The organism is Pseudomonas sp. G(2018), assembly GCF_005502415.1.
Taxonomy (GTDB): Bacteria; Pseudomonadota; Gammaproteobacteria; order Pseudomonadales; family Pseudomonadaceae; genus Aquipseudomonas.
Genome location: NZ_SCOO01000030.1, coordinates 1 through 16709 on the forward strand (window position 1 = coordinate 1; position 16709 = coordinate 16709).

A 16709-nucleotide genomic window follows, 5' to 3' on the forward strand; every position below is an offset into this window, starting at 1 on the left:
ACCATCGTGCTGTGCCGTGAGCTCGGCTTATCGGTTGTCGCCGAAGGCGTCGAAACAGCCAGCGAACTGGATTGGCTGAAGATCAATCACTGTGATCTGGTACAAGGGTTTGGTATCGGCCGCCCAATGCCGGTGCACGAGCTATATGGCTGGCTGGAAATTACCCACGCGGGGCCTCAGGAACGGTAGCTGGCAGGTCGGAGATACAGGTGGAGAGCGACAGCAAGACACTCTAGTGTTCTGTCTAAGAAAAAATGTTCTCTTTACGCTGTGATGCCATCGCCTCTCGTGCCCGCTGGATCTTGCTCAAGATCTCTTCAACTTTTGCACTCCAGCCGTATCGGCTCGGCAGAGCATTGTGTAACGCTAAGAACGTAATAATGGAGCAGGCTAGTTCACGTATCGAACAGAAGCTGCCGTCACGCAAGAAAACGGTGATATCTCGGAAGAAGCATTCATCGCATAGGCGCTGATTCACCAGATCAGCCGGCTACTGCCGCGCGTCAAGATCACCGAACTGCTGAGAACTTGAATGAATTGACGAGCGTCACCCGCCACTTCTCGCGCCTGAAGCATGGCGCATAGGCGAAAGACCGGACGCTACTGCTAACGGCGATCCCGAGCGATGCCATCAACCTCGGCCTGATCAAGGTGGCTGAGTCGAGTCTGAGCACAACCTACGCCAAGGTGTCCTGGTTGCAAGCCTGGCGCATCCGTGACGAAACCTACCCGACGGCCCAGGCCGAGGTGGTTAACAGCCAATTCCGCCAAGCCTTCGCCGCCACACCTTATGCTCTGATAGCCAACGCTTGCGCGCTAGTGGCCGTGCCGGAGCACAGGCCACGTCAACCCGAAGTAAGGTAGCGAGTCGGGACTGTGGTTCTACACCAGCATCTCCGACCATACGCGCCGTTCGGCACCCATGTGGTAAATACCGGCGTGCATGATTCCACTTATGTGGTCGACGGGCGGCTATATCACGGATCCGATCTGCGGATCGAGGAACACTACAACGGCACGGCCAGCTTCACCGATCATGTCTTCGCTCTGATGTACCTGCTGGGCTTTCGCTTCGCTCCGCGCATCCGTGATACCGGCGAAACCAAGCTGTGCGTGCCAAATAGAGACCAGAACTACCCGACCCTTCGCCCGATTATCGGCGGCAGCTTGAAGCATGTCCTCGCCCCCTGACTTTGGAGGCAATGTCCAGATCGATCCTCCCCTCCCCTGCGCTGAAGGAAGGAAGGGTTTACTAACGCTAGACGGCGATGCCCCGCCCTTTAAACGCAATAACCAACCGATTGCATTCAATGAACCAGATGAACGTTTGCATCGGGCCGCTGCGCATACTGATCCAGCAGAGCAGCCATATCCTCGGCAAGTTCCCACACATGCTGGGCGGGCGTCTGACGCTGGGCAAAGGCACGCAAGCCGATGATTTGGGCTTGAAGCAAACGCGCCAAGCGGGTGCAATCCACTGCGGGGCGCAGCTCCCCGCGCTGTTGTGCGAGTTCAAGAAGAACACTGATTTTTTGCTCGACGGCATCCAGCAGCGCATTGACCTTGAGCTGCAGTTCTGGCTCTTGGGCGCCGACTTCCAGCAGGGTTTTGATGATCATGCAGGCCCTAGCCGGCGGCGCGCAGGTGGCCGTACAGGCGCTAGCCAACGACTGAAAATAGGCTTTGAGCGCTGCCAACACAGAGGGATGCGCATCAATCTGGCGCTGTAGATCTTCCCTTGCCTGGTCTGCATAGACCTCCAACGCTTCGGCAAACAGGCCACTTTTACTGCCGAAGGTGGCGTAGAGGCTGCCGGGGCGCATGTCCAGAGCCTGTTCAATATGCTTCATTGATGAGGCGAAATAACCGCGCTCCCAAAACAACCGGACAGCCCGATCGAGCGCGGTATCGCGATCATATTTTGCGACTCTAGACATGGATTACTGCTCGCATGGTGCAATCGATTCCGGCGGAGCCTGAATCGATTCAATCTGAATGATCGTTCAATTATAGCTTGAATGATCGCTCAAATATAGCTAGCCTGAATGCGTTATCGAGCAATGGCTCAATACACTCGTTCAATACATCGAGAGACGATTTTCATGAAGAGTTTCAAACTGCACGATCAGTCTTCAGCACCCGAAGCGGCCAAGCCACTGCTGGACGATTCCATGAAGTCCTTTGGCATGATCCCGGGCCTGCATGCCGTAATGGCCGAGGCCCCGGGGGTGCTGGACGCCTATAAAAAGCTGCATGCGCTGTTCCTAAACACCAGTTTCGACGCGGATGAAAAAACCGTGGTGTGGCAGAGCATCAATGTGGAACACGGCTGTCATTACTGTGTACCTGCGCATACCGGCATCGCCAAATCGATGAAGGTATCGGACGAAGTGACCAATGCCTTGCGCGACGAAACCCCGTTACCCAACGACCGCCTGGAAGCACTGCGCAGCTTCACCCTAGCTGTGGTGCGCAACCGTGGTGAAGTCGCCGATGCCGACCTGGAGGCCTTCTATGCTGCCGGCTACGAGCAGCATCATGTGCTGGAAGTCATTCTTGGGGTGTCGCAGAAAATCATGAGCAATTACATCAACCACATCGCCAAAACACCGATTGATAAGCCCTTTATGCAGTTCGAGTGGAAGAAGGTGCAAAAATAAAGCCTGTTTGGATTAATAGCCTTCTGAGCGCATAGGGTCTACAGCCGCAGCTGTGGCGTTGTCTCAATTTTTAGCCAGCGGCAGTGAACAACCGATTCTGCTGTTCGCTGGCTAGCCAAAGGTGGCTAAGCCGGGGGCGTGGCGACCGTGTGACGTTTCAGAATACTCACTAGAGGAGGTCTACATGATTAGCCAGATCAGCGAAAACCATACCTATATTGACGGTCATAAAATTGCCTTCCGCGAGCAAGGCGAAGGCAGTCCAGTCATCTTGATTCACGGGATACCAACCAACAGCCTGATGTGGCAATCAGTAATGCCTAAACTTGCGACTCGCCATCGCGTCATCGCTCTAGACTTGCTCAATTATGGCCAATCCGAAAAACCAAAAAACGCCGATGTCTCCATCAATGCCCAAAGCCGTATGATCGTCAAGTTCATGAATGCCCTGGGTGTGCGTAGAGCTGACGTGGTCGCCCATGATATTGGCGGCGGCATTGCACAACTGATAGCAGTGAATTATCCAGAGAAAATTCGCAAGCTGGTTTTAATGGACAGTGTTTGTTTCGATTCATGGCCTATTCCCGAGTTCAAACCGTTAATCGAGCCCGGCGCGGAAGAGGCGATGAGCCTGGATGAGTTTGTCGCCATGATGCGTCGCTTTATGCCGCAGGGCGTTCACAACAAAGCCGTGATGACCGATGAATTGATCAACATTTATCTGGAACCATGGGCAAGCGAAGATGGCAAGCGGGCTTTTTTTCGTAATCTTAGACGCTTGAACAGCGAATACACCCAGTCAATTGCCCAAGCGCTTGGAAACCTCGTACATCACACACTGGTGATCTGGGGCGACCAAGATCCCTTCCAGAAACCGGAATATGCGCAAAAATTGACCGACGCAATCCCAGATGCGGAACTGGCCTGGATCAAGGACGCCGGACACTGGTTGATCGATGAAAAACCAGATGAAATCGCCGACCGTATCAATCAATTCCTGGGTTGACGAATAAGCTCATAGCGCTGGTTTAAGTGCCTGAACTCAGGGCGGAAAAGCGGCTATATCCCAAGTGATGAACATGAACTAACGAGCACTTGAATTAAATTATTCAATCCTGATGGCGAGGAACTACGCATGAACAGAGCCATAGCCTTCGATATTTACGGCACCCTGATCGACACCGATGGCGTGTTGACTGTTCTTAGCGAACAGGTGGGTGAAAAAGCCCCAGCCATTTGTGCGCTATGGCGCAACAAACAACTGGAGTACAGCTTTCGGCGCGGTTTGATGCAGGACTATCAAGACTTTTCAATTTGCACCCGCGACGCACTGCTGTTTGCCTGCCAGACGCACGACGTCAAGCTGGACGCTCAGGCGCAACGGCGAGTTCTGGGCAGCTACGCAGAGCTGCCCGCCTTCGCGGATGTAGCCGCTGGCCTGGGCCAACTGGTCGATGCGGGGGTGCCCCTGCATGCCTTTTCCAATGGCAGTCGAGCGGCGGTGACAGGGCTGCTGCAGCGCGCAGGCTTAAGTGGTTTTTTCCAGCAAGTGGTCAGCGTGGAAGACGTTCAGTCGTTCAAGCCCGACCCCAAGGTTTACGCACACCTGGCGCAGCAGTGCGCGCTGCCAGCCAGTCAAATCTGGCTGGTTTCGAGCAACCCTTTCGATGTGCTGGGCGCAGCCCACAGTGGCTTGCGCGCCGCCTGGTTGCAGCGCGATCTAGGCGCGGTTTTCGATCCGTGGGGCATTGAACCGCCAATCACCTTGCACAGCCTGCTGGGGCTTGCGGATCATTTGCCGCAAGACCCACTGTAAAGCCAGTCTGTTTCGCGTTGCCAATAGGGCGCTACGGGCAAGCGTTTTTCACCGCCCTGTAGAGGCGGCCACTTTGAATTAAAAAACCTGAAGACCAAGATAGCTCTTTCGCAGTTGATCCCTTTATCAAGGACACTTGGGAGCGACATTTCATCAAGGGCCGAGCGCTAATGACCGTGCTTACCATGAGCTCGGAGACATTAGCGAAAGCATTTTTTACCGTTCATCAAGCTGGGTTGTAGAGGATGGGCTGACCATACATTCTTGGTCTGATGCATCTCGGAATCGCGCCCTCTTTACTCTTGGTCGAAGTCGACGCGTGAATGATCGTTGCGCCAACGATAGTGCCTTGACGAAGCGTCAGCCCCCCCCGATCCCCCAGACAGTCGTTAATGACTTCCAGAATGCCTCGACAAGATGGTTGTTATCCAGCAGACGGCGAAAGTTGAGGGGCGTGGTTTCGTCGGGAATGCGCTCCAGGCTCAACCCCTCAAACTGGCGTATAATCGTCGTTTTATACAGTGACTCCTCCATTGCCGGGTCGTTGTGGCCGAACCAGCATCTGCATCAGATGCACTCGCAACATAGCCATCAATGGATACGCCGTGCGACCTCCTTCACCTTCCAGGGCACGACCTTATCCATTGCTATAAGGAAGCGCTCACGGCGGGTTTGCTTACGCTTGCCTTCGTACTCACCATCAGCGAAGGAGATTTGTTTCATTGGGACTCAACCGCTCACTTTGTGGGACGGGGATATTTCACCAGACTCGGAAACCTTTCTCAGATGGTATGGACGCCTCCCCTGGTAGGCAAGTGTCAAAGTAAAACGTGTTGATCACTGGTGCAGCACAGGAACTCAGGATAGAGGACAGCGGAATTGCGGCCAATACGCATTCGAAGCTTCCGATGTCCTTGGGTCGGTGTGTGCTGACCCTTGCCAAAAAGTGAAACGCTGAGATTAATTGAGAAATAATCGGCTATCGGATTGATCAAGTTCAGCTAGGAAATTCAGTCAAGATTTTGTGTAACAAACAAAGAAGCCATCCATCTCAATTGATTGTAGGTCAGAAAAATATCAGACAACTCGCTGAGGAGAGCCGCTTTGGAATCGATTTATTATGTTCTGTGCTGGCACTGCCATCGCCGTTGCAAGCATTGCTACGAAAGCCGCTTTCGTCCCTATGTTAGAGATGAACTGGAGGCTGTCATCAGTGAGGCAGAGCGAAACATGCCTAGAATCATCAATAATTTCCCCGAACGCATGAGCTACGAAGATTGGCGCAACCCGCTCCCCGACGGTACTGTGCCACAGCGGCGTAGCCGAATCATTTTGTCCGGTGGTGATGTGCTGACTGAGCCGGTTCGAGAGCGCATTTTGTATCCCGCCCTTGAACGTCTGCGTGAGCGTTATCGTGAAAAGGGTGGCGTCAATGTGGTGGTTCAGACCACGGGCGATCTGTTAACACCGAAAATCATCCGTGAATTGCTGAATCTTGACGTCTGGATGATCTCAGTATCTGGCCTAGATGATTATCACGTCGGTATGGCAGGTGAAGGCAAAGTGTCGTTGCTAGACCAACTCAAGCGAGAGTTCGAGGCGGCTGGGATACGTCCCTCGGGACTGCGTGCTGACGAACGCGGATGGATGGACGAGAAAGGCCCAGTCTACAGTGCTTTCGGTGCCACTGATGATGCCTGGATCGGCAAGCTTTGGCCCCGGGGTCGGGCCTGGGAGAACAGTCTGTCGAAAGCGAACCTGACCGACAACTTCTGCAATGCCTGGTCCGGTGGGCTGAACTTCCTGGAATACGGTCGATCGGGATCGGAAGTTTCAATTGACCCTACGGGTGATGTTTATCCGTGCTGCCTGAAAACGGCGTCTCCGTTGGGAAACCTGATCGAAGAGCCGCTATACGAGATCCTCGACAGCCTCGCTGGTCACCCCGCTATGGAGGCCATCAATGCCGGCAAGCCCGAACGTATGGGTTTGACTGAAGGCTGGACTACAGCGGATTTCTTCGAAGCCTCTCGCACAACCATGCCGGATGGCGCGGATTATCAGAACCTGTGTATTGGCTGCGATCGCTATTTCACCCAAGTATTAGGTCCGATACTGGATGAAATCCGTAATCAGCGACGGGCAAACCGGCATGGTCTGATCGCCATATCATGAGTCTGCACACTCCAAATCCATTCATGACGAGCTGCGTCGGTTAGCCTGGTTTTACGATAACCGATATTGATACCTGACAGACATATTTTTGATCTGACTTTTCCGACGTATCTTAACAGGGAGCCTGTGATGAAGGCGGTTATACTGGCTATTGGCTTGGCACTATCTACTCAAACGTTTGCCCAGACAGGCATTAGCGAGAACTGGAACGGCATCGTTGAAGAAGCCAAAGGCCAGATCGTTTACTTTAACGCCTGGGGTGGTGAGTCACGTACCAACAACTACATACGCTGGGCCGCCGAGAAGGTGGAAAACCTTTACGGCATTAAACTGGTCCATGTGAAACTCTCAGATACCTCCGAGGCCGTTTCGCGCGTGATTGCCGAGCAGCAGGCGGGTAACACGACCAACGGTGCGGTGGATTTGATCTGGATCAACGGGGAGAATTTCGCCACCCTGAAGCGAGCCGGCCTGTTGCATGGTCCCTGGGTTGGCAAGCTACCGAACTTCCCGCTTACGGATCCGGAAAACAACCCTGAGATGACCACAGATTTTACCGTCCCGGTGGAAGGCTATGAAGCACCCTGGAGCAAGGCCCAGGTGGTGTTCTATTACGATAAGTCCCTAACGGAAAATCCTCCCACGTCCATGCCGGAGTTGCTCAAATGGGCAAAAACCAACCCTGGTGAATTTTCGTACCCCAAGCCGCCACAATTTCTGGGTACGACCTTCCTGAAGCAGGCTCTGCTGGAATTGTCCGATAACCGTGACGCCTTGTATAAACCGGTGGAAGAGGCCAATTTTGAAGAGGTGACGGCGCCGCTATGGTCATTTCTCGATGCCCTGCACCCATACCTCTGGCGCTCAGGCAGGACCTTTCCCGATAACGGCCCAGCGCTGCGTCGTATGATGGCGGACGGAGTCCTGAGCCTGGCGTTTTCATTCAACCCGAATGAGGCTGCCTCGGCGATTGCCAATAGTGAGTTGCCATCAACCGTCCGCACGTATGTGTTGAAAGGCGGCACCATTGGCAACGTCAGTTTCCTGGCCATACCGTTTAATGCCAGTCACAAGGCTGGGGCGATGGTGGTAGCCAATTTCCTGATGTCTCCCGAGGCTCAGGCACATAAGCAGAATCCGGAGAACTGGGGAAGTATCACAGTGCTGGCTATGGACAAGCTGTCTTCCGAGGACCGGGCCCGATTTGATGCGCTGCCAAACCCTGTTGGTGGTGTGACGACACAAGGCCTGCAGCAGGTTGTTGGCGAACTGCATCCGAGCTGGATAGAAGCGCTGGAGCAAGCCTGGCAAGAACGGTACATGGCGCACTGATGCTTCGTTACATATCCTGGCTGATTATTGCGGTACTGATATTGCCGATTGCTGGGGGGATGATCTTAATCATACCTCCGGCGTTTGGCTATCTCCCGCTACTGGGAGGCGATGCCATTTCCCTCGAACCCTGGCAACGGTTATGGCATACACCCGGAATCAGCCGTTCCATAGGGGTTAGCTTCGCGACTGGACTGGCCACCACCGCATTGGCGTTGATAGTGGTGTTTGCCTTTCTCGCCACCTTCAGCCCGACCCGCTTCGATCGCTGGGTAAATCGCTTAATGTCGCCCTTGTTATCAGTTCCCCATGCCGCGGCAGCCTTTGGCTTTGCCTTCCTAATTGCGCCCTCGGGGCTACTCCTGCGCGGGTTCTCGCCTTGGCTAACCGGATTTGAACGGCCACCCGATATCATGGTGGTCAATGATCCTTTTGGTCTCTCACTGATTGCCGGGCTAGCGATCAAGGAAATTCCGTTTCTGCTGTTGGTCAGTTTGGCTGCTTTGCCGCAGCTTAACGCCCAACAGAAAGTCATGTTGGCGCGGTCGTTGGGCTACCACCCGCGAATAGCTTGGCTCAAGGTGGTGGCTCCTGGCCTGTATCAGCTAGTCCGCCTGCCGGTATATGCAGTGCTGGCATTTGCCACGTCTACGGTGGATGTGGCCATGATTCTTGGTCCCAATCTACCCTCGACGTTGAGTGTACAGGTGGTGCAATGGTTCAACGATCCGGACTTGTCTTACCGGTTTCTGGCAGCAGCAGGTGCCTTGTTGCAGTTACTGGTTACCGGCATGACGCTTGTGACCTGGTGGGCTCTGGAGATCACTGTTGCGCGATTGTTCCTTGCCTGGATCAGGCGCGGTGGTAGACGCGGTGGTGACCGGTTGATTAGGGTAACCGGGCGATCCGGTATGGTGATGGCGATCTCGTTGTCAGGCTTGGGTTTGCTGGCCCTATTTGTGAACTCGGTCGCCGGATTCTGGCGATTCCCATCGTCCTGGCCGGCGAATTTTACGCTTAGCCACTGGCTAGCGGCGTTACCGACGATCGAGCGTCCGCTAGTTACGACGCTTGTGGTGGCTGGGTTGGCGGCTTCTATTGCCATGCTTCTGGTGCTTGCGGCGCTTGAACAGGAACAGCGACAGAACAAGCCGGCCACTCGAGCATTGTGCTTGCTCTACCTTCCGCTGCTTATTCCTCAAGTGGGGTTTCTCTCGGGTATTACCGTGTTGAGCGAGATGGCCGGTTACGGCCCCTCTCTACCGGTGGTTGTCTGGGGACATTTGTTGTTCGTACTACCCTACATTTACCTAACGCTGTCAGAGTCCTATCGGCAGTTGGATCCTCGTTGGGCCTGGATCGCCCGTTCACTTGGTAGCTCACAGGCCGGCATTTTCTGGCGCATTCGGGTGCCGTTGTTATTGCGGCCGATCTTGATGGCCTTTGCCCTTGGGGTTGCCATCAGCGCCAGCCAGTATCTGCCCACCCAGCTTCTGGGCGGAGGTCGTATCGTAACAATCACTACCGAAGCCGTCGCCCTATCATCGGGCGGAGATCGCCGGCTGATTGGCGTGTGGGGGCTAGTGCAGGCGATGGTACCGTTGCTGGGTTTCCTATTCGCCATGCTGATTCCCAAACTTCTCTGGCGCCGCCGGAAAGGCATGCAAGGAGCATGAATTTGAAACATCACCTTGAGCTGAGAAATATCAAACTCAGTATACTCGGGCAGACATTGCTAAGCCTGAACCAAACCATCGGGCCGGGAGAGTCCTTGACGGTGATGGGCCCCTCGGGTTCAGGAAAATCCTCACTTCTTGCATTTATTGCAGGGTTTCTGCCTGCAGAGTTTCAGGCCGCCGGGCAGGTGATTCTCGATGGTCACGATATTACTGGCGTACCGGCTGAACGTTCGGGTGTTGGTCTGTTGTTTCAGGACCCCCTACTGTTCCCGCATCTGTCGGTTGCTGGCAATGTCCGATTTGGTATTCGCGGCGGGGGGCGGGAAGTTGATCGCGAGGTTAACGAGGCCCTGGCAGAGGTCGGGCTTGAAGGGTTTGGCATGAGGGATCCTGAGACCCTGTCTGGCGGTCAGCGCGCTCGAGTTGCTCTGGTTCGCTTGCTGCTGTCACGTCCCCGCGCGGTATTATTGGATGAGCCCTTCTCGAAGCTCGATGCGATACTGAGGGCTGAAATGAGGTCGCTGGTGTTTGACCATTTACGCGATTACGGGGTGCCAACGATACTAGTGACCCATGACGCGGCGGATGCCAAGGCCGCCGACGGGATATTAATTAAACTAAGAGCACGTTGATTTGTTCATGTCTTGCTCCCAATTTGGACTCGTATCATTTAAATTCATCGAACACCTTAACAGATAAAGAAGACATCTTAGGATGCGGAGTGCGCCGGAAAATTTAACGATCTAATGGTTACTCAACAGCAATTAATCAACTTATGCCCAAGGTCCATCTGAAAGCACAGATCACTCTATTGTACTCGGACATTAATGGTAGGCGCGGACGCCCCAGGATGAGGATGTTGCACGTGTCGCGTTTATGCATCGTGAAGTTGGATCTGGATGCGTGCCTAGTTAAAGCCGTAGTCTTGCAGTTTCGGCTATCGATTAAGCAGACTGTGCGCCTGCTAGACATGACACACTATTTTGACATAAACTCAGACGTGCACATTATTGCGGGTTGCTGGACTGAATATTTCCAGGCAGACACACCATTTTCAGCCCATAATTTAAACTTTGTTGTGGAGTGCCTAAGGCCTGCGGATGACTTGGTATTTCATCACGCAACTCAACTAGCAGATTCAGCGCCAACAACACACACTGCGACCGGCAGCCAGAGATATATTTTCATACTACAGGCATTAAGCTTTAAGTCATCATCAACAACATTAAACGTCCAAAACATGCATTCGTGGCTGATTGAATATGCATGAAATCCATCAGCCGATATTAGTGGATCGCTTCAAGAGCTGCCAGGGGCTCAGAATTCTAATACATGATTCGCTCGTGCGGCTCAATCCGAGAATTTAACTCTAGCTCGTGATAAAGTCGTTAGAAACTATTATAACTATCAGCGATAGGTCTTACATGACGCAGATAAAGGAATCATAAGCCGAAACCTCATTTACACTGGTTACGCACGGCCGGTATCAGACGGCTTGCGATCTCGAAGTTTCTCGTTAGCAGGCGTGCATGTTAGCGACAGATAACTACTTTATGTCTTCGCTTCCTGCGATGACTACGACATAAAGTTGCCTCTCGGCAAGCATGTTTTTTGAGACTGTAGTTATCATCCTACACTCTTATTGCCACCGAGCTCATACCGCCAAACTTTGTGACTTATTGATGAACTGGGTTGAACTGAAGCAGTGCTCAAGGCAAAGTTTTGTCGTTGAGCCTAAAATTTTGGGTTGTTTGAGGATAATAAAGAGCGAGCCACTCCAAACAATTTTATGATTTAACGTGACCCTAGCACATCTGATTAGATTAAAGCCCTACTTACATCGAGTAGCATTTTCAGGGAGAGAATGGGGTGTTAACTATTCCGCCTATTAATCCCCCCGAAGAACTCTAAGCAAACCTTTAAACGCTCCATTCAACCTAGTGAAAGCCGCGTCGAAGTGAATTGCGTTTTCTGTATATTTTGCGATCTCAACCTGTTGATCAACAGTGTTTTGGTCAAGAGATGGTTGATTCGGTGTCCTGTACAGTAACCCCACCCCATAAATCCCAGCCGCGGACTCGTTTGCAGCAATATGTCTTGAGTTGGTTGTTTGTAAAGAAAACCGAGTCGGCGTGGCGCGTTTTACCTGGTCCGTCAACACCGCAGAAAAGTCTAGGTCACGGGCTTTAAAGTCAGGGGTATCAGCGTTAGCGATATTATTGCTCAGCACCTCAGCTCTTTGACTTCGATAAGTCAACGCTCTTTCAGCGGACCCAACGGCCTTTTCGAAGTTAATACTCATATCATTCTCCTTTTAAGGATTATTACTTGCGCAACATTGCACGCGCCGAGCACTCAAGCCCAAATCGCGATATATCCGCGTCGTTGGCGTGGCATTTATTCCAGATTCAAAAAAAACGCGTATTATTTTTGAAATTACAATCATGCAGTTAAGCAACCATAATGGGTTTCTATACCGAATGAAGGTCATACCTAGTCAGCCGCTACATCAACTCCAGAAACAATTGGTGTCACACAGAGGGCGTCAGTCGAGCGTTTACGGACACCCCGCGTATATTGTTTTTCAAACAGTACATTGATAGCTTGACAAGCAAAAAGGTTGTTGTTTTTTGCGCAGATGGGCTTCGGGCTCAATTCAGAAACCGTAGCGCCCATCTACGTACTCTTACTACGATACCTTTCATGAATGAAGAAAACTATCGTAACAAACGGAATACCCTTATCCCCCTTTAGATCATAGTATCATGGACATTCACGTACCGACAAAGAATGCCCAGTCGAGTCATATTGTACTGCGAGCCTGACTAAGAACCTTGAGCGTTATATTGGGGGTTGAGTTCAAAATACCTGGCGTTAGAATTTGGCATTTCATCATAGCTCTCAGGATCAGCTTGGTAGAGTGCTTGCCCTCTGGCATTAATTTCCGAAAGTGAAGAGCACCCAGCTGAAACAAATATGGCCAAAATCAACATGCTTCTGATGGCGTACCTCATGGTTTTACCTCGATATCAATTATGGAGAACTCTCGATTGCACTGAGTTTATGGAGTGCAGTGGCCACCCAGCTTTCCGTATACAGCACCAAGGGCGGCACCAAAGATAATGTGTAGCATTAGAGTCATGACTGGGGCCATAACACCGATGTTTAGGCCGAATAAACCTGCCCCTGCCATAGGCATCACAACCACCATCATCAATACCCATGCCCCGACCCCAAACCAAATACCGCTGAGAGTATCTCCACTTGGTATCCGGCTGCGTAACAGAGAGAATAAGATCCCCCACATGACAGTACCTATCATGAAATGCATAAGCCATCCGACAAACACACTTGTGACTCCAAGCATGCTCACGATCATAGCGATTGGGTTCAACTCAGGCATCACGCCCATCATCTGCTTAACAAACATCAGCATTGATAAAACAAGTGTCGCCACGAATCCTGCTACCAACCCTCTCAATATATAATGCATAGACATTCTCTCCGTATTTTTGAATAACCCGAAACTCAAATTCAGTATCGAATTCACTTCCGTTGCTGAAAGCCAAATTGGCTTTATAATTCGACGTTAATACTGATTTCTCAGAGTATTCATCGAGCCTGAGAGCCAGTGTCAATCACAGCTCTCCCATTCCTGATGCGTGAGAGTAGCTTTTGTTACATCTGATGATTTTTTTTCTACGAAACTGGCCTCACACATGGCAAATCTGTTTATTGCGACCTCGTAGGTGCAGATGTTGTTGAAGTGAGGATTGGAAAGTCTACCTAGCAAAGCACCCCGTTCAGATATTGATACGCCAATGGATGCCGCTCATTCTCGAATAAATCCAGAGTCGGCCCGCTATCAAGCACACAGCCACACCCATCTCTTACCCAGCAGACAGAAAGGTGATCAGCCAAACGTCGAGCCTGAGCCAGGTTATGAGTCACCATGAGCAGAGTGTAACGCCCCTTAAGGCTCGCAATCAGACGCTCGACCGTAGCACTGGCGATAGGGTCCAATGCGCTACACGGCTCGTCGAGCAACAACACGCGCGGTTGTAAAGCCAAGGCCCGGGCGAAACATAATCTCTGCTGTTGACCTCCGGAAAGCCCCAAAGCCGGCATTTGTAGACGATCTTTAACTTCGTCCCAAAGGCCCGTGGCTGTGAGTGCCTGTTCCATCCGTTGCTCCAGATCCGCCTTGTTCCGCACACCATGCTCACGTAACGCAAACAGTATATTTTCGGCGATGCTCAGCGGGAATGGATTGGGTTGCTGGAATACCATGCCGACTTGACGACGTAACTGTTGAACGTCCATCTTTCCCGCCAGTACATCCTTGTCATCGATCAGCACACTTCCGCTCACCCGAGCGCCTGGAATTAAGTCGGTCATGCGATTGACTGCTGAGAGCATGCTACTTTTACCGCAACCACTGGGACCCACTACGGCCATCAGCTCACCTGATGCCACCTCTAAACTGGCATCCTGCAGGGCTGTATGATTGGCGTATCGTACGCTTAGAGATTGAATGCTGAGAGCTGGGGGGGATGTTTCAGAGTTAATCATTTTTTTGTCTCGCGGCTGAAAGTTTTTTTACCGATGCGCCAAGCCAGTAGTTTAATAGCTATGGCAAAGCTAAGCAATACCAACGCTGTGGCACCTGAGGACGGTCCACCACCAGAAACATTCATAGCCAAGTCGTAAATATGCACAGCAAGCGTACGGCCCGAATCAAACACGCTCTCTGGCCAACGCATCACATATCCTGCGGTAAACAACAGCACGGCGGTTTCGGCTAATGCGCGCCCGGCACTGAGTACTAGAGCGCCGGCGATACCAGGAGCCGCGACTGGTAAGAGGATACGTCGCAAGTAACCAAAGCGAGAGATGGCGAGCCCCGCGGCGGCCTGGTTGTAGGAGTTTGGACAATCGCGCAATGCTTGTTCGGTCCCCCGGATAAACAGCGGTAAAATCATGCAAGCCAACGTACATCCACCGGCCAGTAGCGAATATCCCCACCCGAACTCCACCACGAATACACGGTAACCGAACAACCCGAATACCACCGATGGCACTGCACCCAAGCCATCAAGCGCCCATTGTAAAAATAAGTTAAGTCGGCTGTCGGGACGAACCTCTTGAGCAAGGAACAACGCAGCCCCCAGCCCCAATGGCAAGGCCAAGCTCATACAAATCAGAAGCACCAGTGCAGTCGATAAAATGATTGGCCCAATTCCCCCTGCTCTCCCCGCTTGCAGCGGTTCATCAATCAGAAAGCTCCAACTCAAGCTTTGTAACCCTTCTCCGAACACCGAGATCAACAAACTGAGCGGAGCAACCATAACCAACAGTGCGAGCAGACCGAGAGCTCGACCACGCCAGAGCTCCGAATTGCTCATGTCCTGCTCCCATAAATCCGCGCTAGGCCCATCAACAGTAATGCCAGAATTAGCAACAGCAGCCCGCTTACATATAAAGCCTCCAAGTGCGAACCTGTTGCATAGCTCATCTCCAGAGCGATGTTCGCAGTCAGCGTTCGTACCGGCTCGAAGGGCGTCATCGGCCATTGCACAACATTACCTGCGACCATCATCACCGCCATGGTTTCACCAAGTGCACGTCCGAGTTGCAGAAGTATGGAGGGCCATAGCCGAGGCCATGAGGCCGGTATCAAGACCCGGCGAATCACCGACCACTGTGAGACACCCAGGCTCAATGCAGGAGCCATATGCCGAGTGGCGGCCACACGTAACGTCGTATCTGCTTGCACAACCAGCAGCGGTAGAATCATCAGGGCCAACACCAAACCTGCTGCCAGCAAGCTCGCACCAGGAGGTATCCATTGGTTGAGCAGCGGTACCAACACAACCAAACCCCATAAACCGTAAACCACCGAGGGAATACTGGCCATCAAGCCGATCATTGCGCTGTATGGTCGAGCAAGATAAGCAGGCGCATAGAAGACCATCCACAGACTGACCAACAAACCTGTGGGGACTGCTAGTAATAAGGCCAGCACACTACTAAGCAACGATGCCCCTAACATGGCTTGTAAGCCGAACTCACCGCTTGAGGGTCGCCAATTAGTACTCATCAATCTAGCCGGGTCTTGAAGTAGAGGCCAGCTGGCCTGAGTCAGAAATAGCAGGATCAACAACAACAGGCTCGCCGCAGTTAGAGCACAGAGAAGACTTGCACTTCGCAAAAACCGGTCAGCGCTTGGTCGCAGTGATGAAGTAATGTTCAGCGACAAGATCGGCAACCTCCGAAGATTGGGAAAATTCAAGCAAGGCTTTCACATTGGCACTTGGATTCCCCCGTATCACCAGATTTAGGTCACGCTTCAATGGGTAACGACCATCTAATAAAGCCTCCGTCGAAGCCTGCTTTCCGTCCAAGGACAACAGTTTTATCGCGACTCCATGCTGAGACTCATATTCCGCACTGCCAATAGAGACATATCCAATTGCTAGCGGATTGCCAGCTACCGACTTGATACCCTGTTGATTGTCACCAATAACGAGGTCGGGCTTGATATCATCATTGTTCAGTTTAAAATGTTTGAGAAACAACTCCAAGGTTGAGCGCCCTTCCGCTTTATGTACAAGCACAACAGGGCCAGGTGTAGCACCAAGCTCACTCCAGTTTACAGTCTTCCGGGTATAAAGATTGACAACCTGTTCGCTGCTTATGTCGTTTAGCGGATTGTCACGATGTACGATCATTGCAATACCGTCTTTTGCAATCAAATACGGTGTTAGGTCACTTTCATTAGTGTCTAGCGAGCGTGATGCCATGCCAATCGCCGCCAACCCGGAACGCGCATCTTGGATTCCGCGAGATGTCCCCCCAGCCTGAACGTCTACACGTATGCCTGGGTGGCCTGCTTCAAAACGTTTTCCTATATCGACCATCAACGGTGCGATAGTGCTGGAGCCCGAGAGAGTGATGGTCTGTGTCGGCTCTTTCCCGCAGCCCGCCAACAAGGCAGCGGCGATAAGCGTTAAGCATATAGATAATTTTGACATCGTCATCACCGAT

The 16709-nt window shown here is 52.2% G+C and carries 15 protein-coding genes and 3 pseudogenes; 9 read left to right on the forward strand and 9 right to left on the reverse strand.

The window, feature by feature from the left end; genetic code table 11:
- Window positions 1–189, forward strand: a 189-nt coding sequence (locus FFS64_RS23455; protein WP_137807342.1) for an EAL domain-containing protein, incomplete at its 5' end; no start/stop codon positions are given.
- A 55-nt stretch (window positions 190–244) separates the two neighbouring features.
- Here the strand turns inward: FFS64_RS23455 and FFS64_RS23460 are convergent.
- Window positions 245–457, reverse strand: a pseudogene (locus tag FFS64_RS23460) (IS630 family transposase); the annotation flags it as partial.
- Window positions 458–651: 194 nt separating this feature from the next.
- On the opposite strand from FFS64_RS23460, the pseudogene FFS64_RS23465 reads away from it, so the two are divergent.
- A pseudogene (locus FFS64_RS23465) lies at window positions 652–1191 on the forward strand (Tn3 family transposase).
- 116 nt (window positions 1192–1307) lie between these two features.
- Here the strand turns inward: FFS64_RS23465 and FFS64_RS23470 are convergent.
- The gene (locus FFS64_RS23470; protein WP_057978294.1) at window positions 1308–1937 is read right to left on the reverse strand and encodes a TetR/AcrR family transcriptional regulator; all 630 of its coding nucleotides are present in this window, start codon (window positions 1935–1937) and stop codon (window positions 1308–1310) included.
- Between the two features lie 165 nt (window positions 1938–2102).
- Here FFS64_RS23470 and FFS64_RS23475 point away from each other — a divergent pair, with 165 nt between their 5' ends.
- The 3 genes from FFS64_RS23475 (at window position 2103) to FFS64_RS23485 (ending at window position 4476) form a co-directional block, all read left to right on the forward strand.
- Window positions 2103–2660 (forward strand): carboxymuconolactone decarboxylase family protein, encoded by a 558-nt coding sequence (locus tag FFS64_RS23475; protein ID WP_057978292.1) that lies wholly within the window; start codon window positions 2103–2105, stop codon window positions 2658–2660.
- Between the two features lie 184 nt (window positions 2661–2844).
- A complete protein-coding gene (locus FFS64_RS23480) occupies window positions 2845–3666 on the forward strand; it encodes an alpha/beta fold hydrolase (protein ID WP_057978290.1) in 822 nt (273 codons plus the stop codon).
- 129 nt (window positions 3667–3795) lie between these two features.
- A complete protein-coding gene (locus FFS64_RS23485) occupies window positions 3796–4476 on the forward strand; it encodes a haloacid dehalogenase type II (RefSeq protein WP_057978288.1) in 681 nt (226 codons plus the stop codon).
- A 263-nt stretch (window positions 4477–4739) separates the two neighbouring features.
- Here the strand turns inward: FFS64_RS23485 and FFS64_RS23490 are convergent.
- Window positions 4740–5199, reverse strand: a pseudogene (locus FFS64_RS23490) (transposase); the annotation flags it as partial.
- Between the two features lie 381 nt (window positions 5200–5580).
- On the opposite strand from FFS64_RS23490, the gene FFS64_RS23495 reads away from it, so the two are divergent.
- The 4 genes from FFS64_RS23495 (at window position 5581) to FFS64_RS23510 (ending at window position 10294) form a co-directional block, all read left to right on the forward strand.
- Window positions 5581–6651, forward strand: coding sequence for a radical SAM/SPASM domain-containing protein (locus FFS64_RS23495; protein WP_057978286.1), 1071 nt, complete (start codon window positions 5581–5583; stop codon window positions 6649–6651).
- 129 nt (window positions 6652–6780) lie between these two features.
- Window positions 6781–7983, forward strand: coding sequence for an ABC transporter substrate-binding protein (locus FFS64_RS23500; protein WP_057978284.1), 1203 nt, complete (start codon window positions 6781–6783; stop codon window positions 7981–7983).
- The gene (locus FFS64_RS23505; RefSeq protein WP_057978282.1) at window positions 7983–9659 is read left to right on the forward strand and encodes an ABC transporter permease; all 1677 of its coding nucleotides are present in this window, start codon (window positions 7983–7985) and stop codon (window positions 9657–9659) included. The genes FFS64_RS23500 and FFS64_RS23505 overlap by 1 nt, the downstream gene beginning before the upstream one ends.
- Before the next feature lie 2 nt (window positions 9660–9661).
- A complete protein-coding gene (locus FFS64_RS23510; RefSeq protein WP_202879047.1) occupies window positions 9662–10294 on the forward strand; it encodes an ATP-binding cassette domain-containing protein in 633 nt (210 codons plus the stop codon).
- 1256 nt (window positions 10295–11550) lie between these two features.
- Here the strand turns inward: FFS64_RS23510 and flgB are convergent.
- The 6 genes from flgB to FFS64_RS23540 form a co-directional block, all read right to left on the reverse strand.
- Entirely contained in the window at window positions 11551–11964 is a 414-nt protein-coding gene (flgB, locus tag FFS64_RS23515) for a flagellar basal body rod protein FlgB (protein ID WP_057978278.1), read from the reverse strand.
- A 759-nt stretch (window positions 11965–12723) separates the two neighbouring features.
- Window positions 12724–13155, reverse strand: a complete 432-nt coding sequence (locus FFS64_RS23520; protein ID WP_057978276.1) for a DUF6789 family protein — start codon at window positions 13153–13155, stop codon at window positions 12724–12726.
- A 293-nt stretch (window positions 13156–13448) separates the two neighbouring features.
- Window positions 13449–14234, reverse strand: a complete 786-nt coding sequence (locus FFS64_RS23525) for a phosphate ABC transporter ATP-binding protein (protein WP_057978274.1) — start codon at window positions 14232–14234, stop codon at window positions 13449–13451.
- Window positions 14231–15067, reverse strand: coding sequence for a phosphate ABC transporter permease PstA (gene pstA / locus FFS64_RS23530; protein WP_137807343.1), 837 nt, complete (start codon window positions 15065–15067; stop codon window positions 14231–14233). Before pstA ends, FFS64_RS23525 begins: the two co-directional genes overlap by 4 nt.
- A complete protein-coding gene (gene pstC / locus FFS64_RS23535) occupies window positions 15064–15954 on the reverse strand; it encodes a phosphate ABC transporter permease subunit PstC (RefSeq protein WP_305955750.1) in 891 nt (296 codons plus the stop codon). The genes pstA and pstC overlap by 4 nt, the downstream gene beginning before the upstream one ends.
- The gene (locus FFS64_RS23540) at window positions 15881–16702 is read right to left on the reverse strand and encodes a phosphate ABC transporter substrate-binding protein (protein ID WP_057978268.1); all 822 of its coding nucleotides are present in this window, start codon (window positions 16700–16702) and stop codon (window positions 15881–15883) included. Before FFS64_RS23540 ends, pstC begins: the two co-directional genes overlap by 74 nt.
- Between the last annotated feature and the right edge of the window lie 7 nt (window positions 16703–16709).